Source organism: Stieleria sedimenti (assembly GCF_025060895.1).
In the GTDB taxonomy this organism is placed as follows: domain Bacteria; phylum Planctomycetota; class Planctomycetia; order Pirellulales; family Pirellulaceae; genus Stieleria; species Stieleria sedimenti.
In genome coordinates this window covers 34,164-47,805 of sequence record NZ_JANZKV010000162.1, presented here as the reverse complement: position 1 = coordinate 47,805, position 13,642 = coordinate 34,164, and the positions used below count along the sequence as shown (strand labels likewise).

Genomic DNA, 13,642 nt, shown 5'->3' with positions numbered 1-13,642 from the left:
GGTATTGGGCTTTAGCCACCAACGGCGGGGAGGCGGCTGAAGCCTGGACACCAACGGTGGGGAAGCGGCTGAAGCCTGGACACCAACGGTGGACGCGTCTTTTCGCACAAATTTTGACTTCTGCGGGGAGTATAGCGGGGGTGCTAGTGGCGACGGGGGGCCGCGGGGATTACGTTTGGCATTCGGTCATTTAACGTCGTAATTGCTTGACTTGGCTGGCCAGTAGTGGCAGCATCTCGACCGCCTTCCAATTCTCTCCTCCCCCCGTATAGATATTGACGATGGAAAACCGGAAAAAGCTTCTCACCGCAGGGTTTCTGACCCTGATTGCCGCAGGGATCGGATTTGCAGTCCGGGCCGGGCTGTTGGATGTATGGTCAAAGCAGTACGGGTTCACGATGACCGAGCTTGGCCAGATCACCGGTGGAGGGTTGCTGGGGTTTGGTCTGGTGATTCTGTTCGCGGGCTTGCTGGTCGACTTTGTCGGGTACAAGACGCTGTTGGTCATCGCAATGGCTTGCCATTTGATCTCAGCGGTCATGCTGTTTTCGGCGACGCCGGTGTTTAATGCGGCGGGCAAGGACGCGGTCTACAACATCTTGTTCTGGTCGGCGTTCATTTTTGCAGTCGGCAACGGGATTTGTGAGGCGGTCATCAATCCGTTGACCGCTGCGATCTACCCGGAACAGAAGACGCACTACTTGAACATTCTGCACGCCGGATGGCCGGCCGGGCTCGTGCTCGGAGGCCTGATCGTGTTCCTGAAGGATTACGTGGGTTGGGAGATCCTGTTGGCGACGTATTTGATCCCGGTGGCGATGTACGGTTTCATCTCCGTCAAGGAGCCGTTTCCGCAGACCGATGCCCAGCAGGGTTCGATTTCTTACGGCGGGATGTTTGCCAAGCTGATCGGTCCGTTCTTTGTGATTCTGTTGATCGCTCACGCCTGTGTCGGGTACGTGGAATTGGGGACCGACAGTTGGATCAACAAGATCACCGGCGGCATTCTCAAGAGTGCCTTCCTGGGAACGGCGCTGTTCATTTACACGTCCTTGCTGATGACCGGGCTGCGTTTCTTTGCCGGGCCGATCGTGCACAAGATTTCGTCGTTGGGATTGTTGTTGATCAGTGCCTGTACCGGTGCCGTTGGGCTTTATCTGATCAGCATCGGCGACAGCGTGCCGTTCATGTTCTTCGCCGCCACGGTTTACGCGTTGGGCAAGACGTTCTTGTGGCCCACGATGTTGGGTGTCGTTGGGGAGCGGTTCCCGCAAAGTGCGACCGTCGCGATGGCCCTGATGGGATTTGTCGGGATGACGTCGGCCGGTTCACTCGGCGGTCCGGGGATCGGTTACAAGCAGGATTACTTTGCATCGCAGTACATCCAGGAGCAGGCGCCGGAAACGTTCCAGCGCGTCAAAGCGCCCAACGAAAACCAGTTCTTGGTGTTCCCTCCGATCACCGGGATCGACGGTGCCAAGGCGGGGATGCTTGCCGACAATGGCGAGTCGATCATGTCGGACGTCGAGATCGCCGGCGATCGCATCGAAGAAGAAGAGTTCAAGGGGTTGCGGGCGCAGTACAAATGGTGGCAAGAGAACAAGGAGTACGCGTCGGTGGATGCCGAGCCGGTCGCCGAAGCGACGCTGCACGGGAGCCGGATGGCGATTCGAGTAACGGCCTTGGTTCCGGCAACGATGGCGGTCCTGTATTTGATCTTGTTGTTCGGATTCAAGGCACCCAAGCAGGTGCCGCCGGAGAAAGCCGAGGAGATCGCCCAGACCGGTCCTGCCGAGTATTGATCCGGTCGGCCGGACTTTAGAATTCGCGTTCAACGCCCCGATTCCAGCTGGATTCGGGGCGTTTTTTGTTGGATTTTTACCAGCCGCCCTGGGGCCCCTAAGCAATTCGGTCGCCACAGTTTAGAATCCGCCCCCAGCGGCCGTTTTGATCCCCTTTTCCTTCCCCCGAATTAGTCAAGATCCGTGCTACGCACCCACAACTGCGGAGAGCTCCGCAAAGAACACGTCGGAACCGAAGTCACTCTTTGTGGGTGGGTTGAGAATAAACGCGATCACGGCGGCGCGGTGTTCATCGATTTGCGCGACCGATATGGATTGACCCAGGTCGTGATCGGTCCACCCGAGGCGGATCAGGCTCAGATCGATGCGGCGGGACACGTCCCGGCCGAAAGCGTCATCCTGGTCCGTGGCAAAGTGGCCAACCGCTTGGAAGGCAAGACCAACGACAAGCTGGCGACCGGTGCGATCGAAGTGCGTTGTCCCGAACTGGAAATCCTCAACGCCTGTCAGACGCCTCCGTTCACGCCCGGCCAAGCCGATCTTCCCGGTGAAGACCTGCGGCTGAAGTACCGTTTTCTGGATTTGCGACGGCCGGAAATGCTGCGGGCGATGGTGCTTCGCAGCACGATCATCAAGGAGATGCGCGATTACTTTGCCGAGCATGATTTCATCGATGTCGAGACACCGATTTTGGGACGCAGCACGCCCGAAGGCGCACGCGATTACTTGGTCCCCAGCCGCGTGCACCCCGGCAGCTTTTACGCGTTGCCACAGTCCCCGCAGCTGTACAAGCAAATCTTGATGGTCGCCGGGTTCGATCGCTACGTTCAAGTCGCAAAGTGTTTCCGCGATGAAGACTTGCGTGCCGACCGCCAGCCCGAATTCACCCAGTTGGACCTGGAAATGTCCTTCGTCGATGCCGACGACATCATGGGATTGATCGACGGCTTGGTCGCTCAAACGGCCAAGAATGTCCTCGGCAAAGAAATCAAATTGCCGCTACCACGGATGACCTATGACGAGGCGATGCGGCGGTTCGGCCACGACGCGCCCGACCTGCGATTCGGCATGGAAATCGTCGACGTGACGTCCGTCGCCAAGAAGACCGAGTTTCGCGTGTTCCGGGCGACCGCCGATGCCGGCAACTTCGTCCGTGGCATCCGCGCCGAAGGGGCCGCCGAAAAGTACTCCCGTCGCCAGATCGACGAGCTGACCGAATTCGTCAAGGACTTCGGCGCCAAAGGGCTTGCCTGGTTCCGCGTCGAAGAAGACGGTTCGCTGTGGAGTCCGGTGGCGAAGAACTTTGATGCCGAACACCTGGCCGAGATCAAGACCTTGATGGCTGGCGAGCCCGGTGACTTGTTGATGTTCCTGGCCGATCGTTGGGAAGTCACCTGCAAGGGCCTGTATGCACTGCGAAAACGGCTCGGTGCGGAGCTCAAGCTCTACGATGCCGATCAGCTCCATTGCAGTTGGATCACCGAGTTTCCGATGTTCGAACGTGACGAGGAATCGGGCCGATGGGTGGCGATGCACCACCCCTTCACCGCTCCCCTGAAAAGCGACCTGGAAAAACTGGACAGCGATCCGCGGGCCTGTCGCGCCCAAGCGTACGACTTGGTCATCAACGGCAGCGAAGCCGGCGGCGGCACGATTCGGATTCACGACCAGCAAACGCAATCGAAAGTGTTTGAGTTGTTGGGGATCGATGAGGCGACCGCTGAGGATCGTTTCGGGTTCCTGCTCAACGCGCTCCGGTTCGGTGCACCGCCCCACGGCGGGATCGCCTTGGGCGTCGATCGCTGGGTCATGCTGCTGGCCGGTTTGGAGAACATTCGCGAAGTGATCGCGTTTCCCAAGACGCAAAAGGCGTCGGACTTGATGACCGAGGCTCCCGGGTCGGTCGATCAAGATCAGTTGACCGAACTGCATTTGCGTAGCCTGGCCAAGAAAGCCGAGTAGAATCGAAAAAGCAATCCGTGGAGATGACGTGGGATAGGCTTCCAGGCTCGTCGTTTCCGCATCGACAGGCTGAAAGCCTATCCCACTGATTCGCCTAGACGCCCCCATACACGACGAGGAGATTCGACATGCGACGACGAACTGTACTTCAAGCCATGGGCACGCTCGGTGTTGCCGGGCTTTCCGCGGCGATGCGAACAACGCCGCTGTTTGCCGAATCCGGCGACGGACACGATTGGCTTCGCAAGACGCTCAAAATCGGGATGATCGGAGTCAAGGGTTCGCTTGAGGAAAAATTTCGGGCGGCCAAAGAGGCCGGGTTTGAAGGCGTCGAAGTTAACGTTCCCGGTATCAATGTCGACGAAGTCAACAAAGCGTCCAAGGCGTCGGGATTGATCGTCGATGGCAGCGTGGGCGGCACGCATTGGAACATTCGCCACAGCGATCCCGACCCGGAGGTCCGCGCGAAGGCACTGGACAATCTGAAGCGTGGCATCGAAGAGACCGCTGCGGTGGGCGGTGATTCTTGTCTGTTGGTCGTCGGTCACGGAAAAGACGGCACGCATGAAGAGGTTTACCAGCGATCGAGCGACAACATCCGTGCCGCGTTGCCGACCGCCGAAAAGCACAACATCGCGATCCTGGTCGAAAACGTTTGGAACCATTTTTTGTATGACCACGAGGGCGGAAGCGATCAGTCGGTCGAACCGCTGGCCGAGTACATCGACCAATTCGATTCACCCCTGGTCGGGTTGCAGTTCGACCTCGGCAACCACTGGAAATATGGCGACGTGGCCCAGTGGGTCAGGGAGCTTGGGCCGCGAATCAAGAAACTGGACATCAAAGGCTTTTCGAGAGCGGAGAACAAGTTCACCAAGATCACCGAGGGAGATGTCGATTGGCCGGCCGTCGAAGCGGCGCTGCGGGAGATCGGTTTCAAGGGTTGGTGCGCGGCCGAAGTCGGCGGCGGAGATGCGGCGCGGTTGAAGGAAGTCGCCGACAACATGGAAGCCGCCCTGCACTGTTCGGTCAACAAGTAGGTCACGCTGTGCGTGACGGGTGGCCGCCGGCTCTGCCGGTGCACTCGGAAGGCGGAGCCTTCCAAACCGTGTGTTCCCAGGCGGAGCCCTACGCCGTGAACGATTTATTTCCTGTGTTTGACGAGGTTTTAGCGGCAGGGCGCAAGCCCTCCGGTTCCACATCGTTGCCAACACACCGGAGGGCTCGCGCCCTACCGCTAAAAAAGTCGTTCACGGCGTAGGGCAGAGCCCGGAAACAAGGCTATCGGCCCGTCGTACAAAACAAACCTCTTCCCTCGGCCTGACACGCGTGACTGAGCAAAACGACAATCGCCCCTGCCATGTCTCGGTGATGCCCGATGAGATCGTTCATTGGTTGAGTGAATGTTCCCCGAAGGTCGTGATCGATGGGACCTATGGGGCCGGCGGTCATTCGCGTCTGTTGTTGGATGTGGTCGGCGAAGAGGGGCTGGTGATCGGGCTTGATCGCGATCCCGCGGTGCTCGCTCGCGTCGAATCCGAGCCCCCGGTCGATCGCTTGTCGGTGTTTTTGGGCAGTTACGAGCAGGCTGCCCGGGCGCTCGAGGCCAGCGGGTTGGAACACGCCGATGCGATGGTGTTGGACCTCGGTCTGTCGAGTGATCAGTTGGCCGACCGGGATCGTGGATTCAGTTTTCAGCACGACGGTCCGCTCGATTTGCGGTTCGATCCGGAGAACGGGATTCCGGCCAGTCAATGGCTGGCCCGGAACAGTGAGAAGGCGATTGCCGATGCGATCTACCAGTTTGGCGAAGAGCGGTTTAGCCGGCGGATTGCACGCGAGATTGTCGCGCGCGGCAAACGTCGCGAGCCCGTGCACACCGTCGCGGAACTGGTCGAAATCTGTCGTCGTTGTGTCCCACGTGGCAAGCATCACGACATTCATCCCGCAACGCGGACGTTCCAGGCATTGCGAATCGCCGTCAATGGTGAATTGGAAATCCTGTCACGGACGCTTGAGCAGGCGCCCCAGTGGCTGTCGTCGGGGGGGCGTCTTGCCGTGATCAGTTTTCACTCGCTGGAGGACCGGATCGTTAAGAATGCGTTCCGTGATGACGACCGCTGGAATGTGTTGACCAAGAAACCGTTGCGGCCGAGCGAGGAAGAGGTGGCGGTCAACGCGAGATCCCGCAGCGCAAAACTGCGTGTGGCCGAGCGGAGATAGAAGGTCTACCTTCGCGAGCGTTCGCGACCGGGCACTTCGTGTACCCGGTCCGTGAGGTTTTCGGAGATGACTGTAGCGGAGGACTCCGTGCCATCAACGATCGTCAGCCCGTGGCCGCAAGCTGACCGCGTGAACCCCACGCGAGGCGAACTCGCGGAAGATAGGAGATCGAATCGACGGCGCGGTGCCGGAGTGGTTTCCCAGGACCTCCTTTTTCCGCAAACCAATAGATAGCAATGGTTTACGTTCCGGGAGTGGATTTCCAGCGGCCACCAGAGCTGCGGCGATTCAACCCAATCAGTAGCCTAAGAGTACGCAGCCAGACGGTGTGGTCAACCGCAGATTCTGGAGTTTTGAGAACGCCAATGCAGCACCGTGACGGTAACTCGTTGAGCGATGACGAGTTAAGTCCAGGAGCTTGCTCGCCGACTTTTTTCGGTAATTTGAACCGACTGCGCAGGCACACCATTAAGGGTGGTTGGCAAATGGCCTGGAGTGGGTGAATTGTCACCCTCTGTGTCGGCTGGAGTCGGGAATCCGCCAGACGGCGGGAAACTCACGTCTGTTTATGGAGTTTTCGTCACTCTTCCCCTGGGCATTGGTGTCTAGACATCCCAGGTAACCCTCCCCGCGTCGTCGCAAACTCCTCCGCGACCCTCCCAGAGGGAGGGTGACTACAACTTCGTTGATGAACGGATTGCTCAACGTGGTGCGTATGCCCGCTTGCTGCGCTCGACCTTCCTGCCAGCAGGGTGACGCCGAGACCTGCGCGACCTCTCTGCCGGGGAGGGAGTCTGCGAGCAATGCGCTGAAGGGTTGGGGGGGGGATTCAGTCCCGGCCGGCGCGGGTTTTCAGGACGGCGTATTCGGCGACCGACTCGGCGACGAGTTTTCGCAGCGCGGATTGTCGCCGGCGATCGACGGTCCGGGGGCTGATTTCCAGCTGTTCGGCGATTTCGCGGTTGGGGCGTCCTTCGATGGCCAGGTCCAGCACGGCCTGCTCTTCGTTGGTGAGTTGGTCCAGGCGTTCTCTGGCCGAGCGGAGGTCTTGGCGTCTGGCGTAGGCTTGTTCGCTGCATCGCATCGCCGCATTGATTTCGTCCGCCAGGGCGTGTAGTTCGAAGGGTTTTTCGACGACACTGACGGCACCGAGTTTCATCGCGTCGACGGCGGTCGGCACATCGGCAAACGCCGTCAACAGGATCACCGACAAGCAGCTGTCACGCTGGTTGAGGCGTCGGAGCAGCTCGACGCCACCGATTCCGGGCATCCGCAGGTCGGTGATGACGCAGCCGGTCTCGTTCTCCGACGTGGCCAGAAGCAAATCCTCGGGCCGATCGAACGTCTGGGGGGAGAATCCCAGCTCTCGGAGGGATTCGGCCAGGGTTGTGAGCAGCTCCGTTTCATCATCAACGATGTACAGGCGACTGGCTTCATCGGGGGCGACAAGTTCTTTCACCAGATTCGTGCTGATCAGCGGCATCTTGGCTGTTCAAAAGGTTGGAGTGATGAACGAGAGTGGCCCACAGAATTCAGGTCTCGTGAAATCGTTCTGTGAGGGTCCCTCTATGGGGTCTTTTTCCAGAATCAGCCCTGGGTTCTGCTGCCATCCTTCGCGGTGAGATCGTCTGACGGTCTTGCTGGCGACATGTCTCGGACGGATTTCTCGTCAGCCACACTTTAATCGATCCTTTGGCGTTCGCAAAAGCGCAACCGATGCTGATTTGCCGTTGAGTCTAGCAAAAACTGGGATGAGACGCAGATGCGGCGGAGTTTGTGGTGCCGATTCGGATCCCGGGAATAGCGTTCAGGGATTCTGGTGGAGTGTTTGATTGGCGGTCCGGCCGGCCCGTTTGACCGCGTCCAGGGCGTCGGCACAGGACTGCAGCAACTCCTCACGCAGCGGACTTTCGGGCTCCCGCTGCAGTTTGATGGTGATCAATTCGAGCCTCATCGAGGCGATCGAAAGGTCGTTGTTGATCTGGTGCAGTGACTTGCGGACTCGGGGATCGGATTCCATTTCATCGGAACCGACCGTTGAGGAATTCGTTCATCCTGCCGATGGTGACTTCGGAGGAGTCCACGCCATCGAGCAGTTTTTTGCCGAGGTCTTCTAGCAGCCCGTCGGCTTTCGCGGTCAACGACTGGGCGGCCACCTGTTGTTGATTGAACCAGGCGGCCAGTTTGGCTTCTTCCTGGTCAAAGGTCTGTTGCACCTTCTGTTTCATCTGTTGTTTCGAAGCAGCGACTTGCCGTGTGATGGCAGTCTGTGCGGCGTCGCGAAGGATGTCACCGAGGTTGGTTTCCATGTTCATCGACAGGTGGTCCCATCGGCCTTCGAATCCGGCGTCGATGGTGACCGCGTCGACTGCCGCCAGGCTTTCGCGTAAGGCTTGGGTTGCCGACAGCGATTCGTATCTTGAATCGACGTCGAGATCCAACCGAACGCCGGTCTGTTTACTGACGAAACGCCCTTGGATCTGTTCGCCTTCGCTTCGCATTTGCACCCAGATCTCGCGTTTCCCGCCGCTAACCTTGACCATCGCGCGGCTATCGTCGCCGAGCCGAGTCTCGGGAGCTTGTGATTGTGGCCAGTGCAAGGTCAAGCGATCGATGTCCGAGTCATTGCGTCGGTCGCGAATGTAGTCGACGTTGACGACTTGGGGGCCATCAAGTTGGAGTTGCGCCCGCAGCGGTTCGGCGAGCAGTTGTGGGTCGGGAGTCAGATTCTCGACCGTGCCGGTCAGCGAGTACGCATTGCCGTCGGCACGCATCAGACCTTGGACCTTGCAGCGGCGAACTAGAATGTTCGGTTGACGCTTGCTGCCGAGCAGATCGATATCGACACCGCGTCCGCGTTCGGTTTCGGGGGCGACGATGGTGTAGTTGGCCAGCGTGCGTCCGCCTTCCCAGTAGTCACGGATCGTGGCGATTTGGTTCTGAACCGCTTCGCTGATCAAGTCGATGCCAAAGTTTTGGGATTCGTTGAGGTTGCCGGGGACGTATTGATCGATACGATCGAGGTCGATTTGTTTGGCTTGTTGCAAGGACGCGACATCGGCTTGGAATTGGGCCGGGACGGCATCGAGTGCCGCCAGGATCGACTTCAGTTCGGCGCGTGTTTCGTCAGCCAGTCCGACCGTTTTGCCGATTTTGTCCCAGTCGCGAAGCGGGTTTTCGATTTCACCCGCGTTGGACTTGAAATCACGAACCTTTTGTTCCAACGCAGTGGCTCGTTTAGCGAGCGCCTCGTATTCACGTTTCCACCGTGCCTTGATCGCTTCACTGCGGCGAACGGTTTCCAAGTCCTTGGCGGCTTGTTCGGCTTGGTCGCCAAGCCGGTCGGTGATGCTGCCGAGCAGATTGGAGAGGACCCCTGGCTTGTCGGACAAGCTGGGAGCTTCGAAATCTTCGTCGCTGCTAAGGTGTCCGCTCGTGTCGCGTCTGGCGCCGATTTGCAGTCCCGTGATGCTGCCTTCGCGGGCAACCCAACGTCGATGCAAGATCGCGTTTCCATCGAGCGCCAGTTCGATCGCGTCGGCGCGGAATGCGTCGCGCATCTCCTTGGCGTCGCGGGGGTCGGCGACACGGAAATCTTCATAGCGAATCGTGGGCGGAAACAGTTTGACTTGCGTCGTTCCGATCTCCACTTTCGCGCCCGTTGCGCTCTGTAATCCAAGGACCGTCACGTACCGGGCGACCGGGCCCAGGCCCAGACCCAACAGCACGAGCACAGCCGAAACGATCAACAGTCGTGTTACAACAAATCGCCAGCGAATCATCCTGCTGCTTTCCTTTCCTGGGAGTGACGCAATTGACGAAGCAGATAGTTGAGTGCTTCGTCCATCGGTTGCTCGGTTTCATGGTTTGCGACGTCGCGATCCGACGCACCGGGCGTCGCTTCGTCGTCGCGAAAATCCTTCATCCGAATCACGTCGATCCGAGTTTCGACGGAGACCATTTGTTCGTTGGTGGGGAGCTCGTGGGACAAATTGCTTTCGGCTCTCGTCGCGGCGAGATCGGCCGCGGGGCTGTCGTCGCTGTCCTCAGACGCGTCGATCGGAAGAAAGATCGGCTCGTTGGCCAGCACATTGTCAATCGGAATCGTCGTCGGGTCGGTCGCGCTCGGTTCGGTCAAGTCGCGTTTGCGGAGCGCGAAGCGTGGCGGCGGCACTGCATCCTGCTGATCGATCAGCACGGACACCGCCTCGGGGGCTCTGACCTCGGGGGCTCTGACGTCTTCGGAATCCTCGGCAGTCGATCGGCGGGGTGACCGCAGTTCGTGTTCGCCGTCTTTGCGGTCATGGCCTGTCACCGAGTCCGCCGCGGGCGAAGTGTGTGTCACGGTGTCGGCTGTTTCCGGTTCGCCGGTGGTTTCCTTGTTTGTCGCGCTGTCTGCGTTTGGGGCGGCCAATCGAAACAGCGGCAAGCAAATCGCGAAGAGAGGGAGCACCGAGAGCGACCCGATCACAAAGCTGCCCAGCACCACGGTGTTGTTCAGGTCGGTCCACGGCACCACCGGTAACGACCAAGCCTGGGCCGCCCATTGGCTGCCCGACGGATGCGTCAGCAGGTATTCGCCCACTTGATGCGAGTACGGATCCAGCCGGGTGGCCACGAAGGAAACCGCGATCGCCACCACTCCCATCAGGGCGTGGTTGACCTTGAAACACAGCAGCGCGGCCAACACGATCAGGGCCATCAAGTTGCCGTGCGGGATGATTCCGAGCAGCACGCCCAACGCAACACCGCCGGCCAATTGGTGCGGGAATCGTCGTCCCGCAATCGCTTTTCGGACGTTGTTGAAGAGCTTGAGCGAAAATATGACCATTTCAGTGCGCCTCCATGCGCACAGTTCACGACAGGGCATCCATCAAAGGGGCTTATCGGCAGATCGACCGCTTGATATTCAATACAACCGTCACATTTTCACTTGCCAGGGCAGTTTCGTTGCTTGGGCAGCGAATCCCGGATTTGGCGAGGGGAAGCCGGCTGCCGGGACTGCACGGGGCGGTTGCACAGAATCGGGGCACCCACTGGGTGGCACATAAAAAAACGGCTGGCGAACCGGAGTTCGTCAGCCGTTGGTGTGATCCGACGGGCCGCCGAGCATGATCAAACGCTCGGCCGTGCGGGCGGTCAGCTATCGCTGGAGAGAGACTCGCTGGAGAGAGAGTCACTGGATTCCGATTCGGTTTCGCTGCGCGATTCGGCGATCCGCGTGGCTTCACGAACGACGGCGATGGCTGATTGGATCTCGATCGGCGAGAACCAGCGGACGTTGCCGGTGTACTTGCTCTCGACGCGGTTCTTGGCGGCCAGGGTTTCCCAGGGCAGCTTGTCCATCAAGTTCCAGGCTGCGGCTTGTGCGGTGTTTTGAGCGACTTGGCGATTGCCGAGCGCTTCGCACAGGACATGGACGCGGTCGTCTTGGGTGACGAAGTCCAAGGGGACAATTTTGTAGGCCATTTTGGGCGTCGGATCGGGGCGTCCGTGTTCCAGGCAAACGGTGGTGACGGCGAGTTTTTGTTGACGTTGCGGGGGAATTCGCATGAAGCCTCCCATGCCGCCGCCGCCCATGCCGCCCATGCCGCCGCCCATGCCTCCCATACCGCCGCCCATGCCGCCACCCATGGCTTGGCCGCCACCGCCGCCACCCATGCCGCCTCCGCCCATGCCACCCATGCCGCCGCCCATGCCGCCCATACCACCCATCATTCCTTGGCGGTTGATCGGGACTCCGGCAAACGCCGCGGGCAGTCGCAGGGTCATCGGCTTGTCGGTCAGGTTATTGACGATGACGTTCGCTCTGGTGGTGTTCAGCGGGATGAATTTGACGTCGATTTTTCCCTCGTCGATCGCGGCAAACAGTTCGGCTTGGACGGTTTCGTCGGCTGCGGGAGCGTCTGCCAACGCCAGGCCGGCGCTCAAGGCAACACCGAGTGACAACATGCCGGCGAACATGCGGCGAGTAACGAGACGGGCAGGGATTGATTGGGTGCGATAGGACACGTTCGAATTCCTTGTGCGATTGGAGCCGCAACGGTGATGAGATTAACGCCCGGATGCGACCATGAAATGGGGATACCTTCGACACCCCGCCTGACGCCGCGCGCAGCGTCGATTGGGGTGGATGAAACCGGGCCAGAGGAATAAGGCGTTTGGATTCGCGGCCCGAACCTCCCCAGGGGATGATCGCAAATCGTTCCTCTTGCCGACCCCATCATAGATCGGCGTCCTCGCAGAACCAAGTGAAATCGTCTTCAGGAATTGCATTTTGGGCTATTGGAATCGGTCCTCGATGTCTACTTTCGCAGGGGAAAACGCCCCGGGACCCTTTGGCGGGGCGTTCTGACAACGATCGGCAGGCAGGAGTAATCGCGGGATGTCCGTTGAAATCACTGAAAATGGCGAGATCCACATCTACGGTCGCGAGCGACTGGGGGAGCGACCGCGGATCGGAATTCTGACCTCCGGCGGCGATTGTCCGGGGCTGAACGCGGTGATCCGGGCGACGACCAAAACCGCATTTTGGCTGGGTTATGACGTGGTCGGGTTTCGGGACGGATTCGAGGGGCTTGTCGATCCGATCCGCTATCAAGTGCTCAGCCCGCGGAACACCGCGGGCATTCTGGTTCAGGGGGGCACCATCCTGGGATCGACCAACAAGGGTCGGTTTGCGGCTCGAGTGGGGGAAAGTGGCCGCGCCGAGCTGGATCCGCAATTGATCGGTCGCGTTGCCGAGACGGTCGAACGCTTGAAACTCGAGGGGCTGATTGTCGTCGGCGGAGACGGGTCGCTGTCGACGGCGCTGCAATTTCACGAAGCGGGAATACCGGTGGTCGGGGTCCCAAAAACCATCGACAACGACCTCAAAGCGACGGCCTTCACGTTCGGGTTCAATAGCGCCGTGCTGTGCTGTGCCGACGCGCTCGATCGGCTGCACACGACCGCCGCAAGCCACCAGCGGGTCATGGTGTTAGAGGTGATGGGGCGGCACACCGGTTGGATCGCCCTGCACGGGGGGATCGCCGGCGGTGCGGACGTGATTTTGATTCCCGAGATCGAATGGACCTATGACAACATCATTGCGAAAATCGCCGAACGTCGGGCACTGGAAAAGTATTTCACGCTGGTCGTCGTGGCCGAAGGGGCCCATTTGCCTTCCGGGGATCTGGTCGTCGAGGAACGGGCGGGGGTGCAAAACAAACAGGTCCGTCTCGGCGGCATCGGCCAGGTCGTCGCCGAGCGTCTGGAGGGGATGATCGAACAGGATGTCCGATTCGTCGTGCTGGGGCACCTGCAGCGTGGCGGCGGCCCGACGACCTTTGACCGTGTCTTGGCCAGCGAATACGGCGCCCATGCGGTGCGGCTGATCACCGAACGTCAATTTGGGCAAATGGTGTGCAGCGATCCGCCGGACATCCGCGATGTCTCCATTGCCGAGGCGGTCGACCAGATTCGCACCGTCGATCCGTCCGGCTCGGCCGTTCAGACCGCCCGGGCGATGGGCATCTGCTTTGGCGACACGCCGGGATACGAAAACCCGTTCAAAAGACCGCCGGCGCACTAGTGCTCGGTCAACGTTTAAACGCAAGCTGGAAGCTTACGCCACTTTCTTGCTGACCCTGATAACAAGAAAACGGTCGGGTTTC

The 13,642-nt window shown here is 59.7% G+C and carries 10 protein-coding genes; 5 read left to right on the top strand and 5 right to left on the bottom strand.

Features of this window, described 5'->3' with window-relative positions:
• The first annotated feature begins 281 nt into the window (after window positions 1–281).
• From NZK35_RS20595 to rsmH, 4 genes are all read left to right on the top strand, one after another.
• Window positions 282–1,802 carry an MFS transporter gene (locus tag NZK35_RS20595; RefSeq protein ID WP_259634408.1) on the top strand — a complete coding sequence of 507 codons (1,521 nt, stop codon included), beginning with the start codon at window positions 282–284 and terminating at the stop codon, window positions 1,800–1,802.
• Between the two features lie 183 nt (window positions 1,803–1,985).
• A complete protein-coding gene (gene aspS / locus NZK35_RS20590; RefSeq protein WP_259634407.1) occupies window positions 1,986–3,764 on the top strand; it encodes an aspartate--tRNA ligase in 1,779 nt (592 codons plus the stop codon).
• Between the two features lie 128 nt (window positions 3,765–3,892).
• On the top strand, window positions 3,893–4,804 hold the full coding sequence (locus NZK35_RS20585) for a sugar phosphate isomerase/epimerase family protein (RefSeq protein ID WP_259634406.1): 912 nt from the start codon (window positions 3,893–3,895) through the stop codon (window positions 4,802–4,804).
• 280 nt (window positions 4,805–5,084) lie between these two features.
• Entirely contained in the window at window positions 5,085–5,987 is a 903-nt protein-coding gene (gene rsmH, locus NZK35_RS20580) for a 16S rRNA (cytosine(1402)-N(4))-methyltransferase RsmH (RefSeq protein ID WP_407699812.1), read from the top strand.
• A gap of 829 nt (window positions 5,988–6,816) precedes the next feature.
• Here the strand turns inward: rsmH and NZK35_RS20575 are convergent.
• The 5 genes from NZK35_RS20575 to NZK35_RS20555 form a co-directional block, all read right to left on the bottom strand.
• The gene (locus NZK35_RS20575) at window positions 6,817–7,470 is read right to left on the bottom strand and encodes a response regulator transcription factor (protein WP_259634405.1); all 654 of its coding nucleotides are present in this window, start codon (window positions 7,468–7,470) and stop codon (window positions 6,817–6,819) included.
• 324 nt (window positions 7,471–7,794) lie between these two features.
• Window positions 7,795–8,007 (bottom strand): hypothetical protein, encoded by a 213-nt coding sequence (locus tag NZK35_RS20570; RefSeq protein ID WP_259634404.1) that lies wholly within the window; start codon window positions 8,005–8,007, stop codon window positions 7,795–7,797.
• Between the two features lies 1 nt (window position 8,008).
• Window positions 8,009–9,769, bottom strand: coding sequence for a TIGR03545 family protein (locus tag NZK35_RS20565; protein WP_259634403.1), 1,761 nt, complete (start codon window positions 9,767–9,769; stop codon window positions 8,009–8,011).
• Window positions 9,766–10,818, bottom strand: coding sequence for a TIGR03546 family protein (locus NZK35_RS20560; RefSeq protein WP_259634402.1), 1,053 nt, complete (start codon window positions 10,816–10,818; stop codon window positions 9,766–9,768). Before NZK35_RS20560 ends, NZK35_RS20565 begins: the two co-directional genes overlap by 4 nt.
• A 308-nt stretch (window positions 10,819–11,126) precedes the next feature.
• Window positions 11,127–11,999 (bottom strand): hypothetical protein, encoded by an 873-nt coding sequence (locus NZK35_RS20555; protein ID WP_259634401.1) that lies wholly within the window; start codon window positions 11,997–11,999, stop codon window positions 11,127–11,129.
• 373 nt (window positions 12,000–12,372) lie between these two features.
• Between NZK35_RS20555 and NZK35_RS20550 the strand changes: the two genes are divergently transcribed.
• On the top strand, window positions 12,373–13,560 hold the full coding sequence (locus NZK35_RS20550) for a 6-phosphofructokinase (RefSeq protein ID WP_259634400.1): 1,188 nt from the start codon (window positions 12,373–12,375) through the stop codon (window positions 13,558–13,560).
• The last annotated feature ends 82 nt before the right edge of the window (window positions 13,561–13,642 follow it).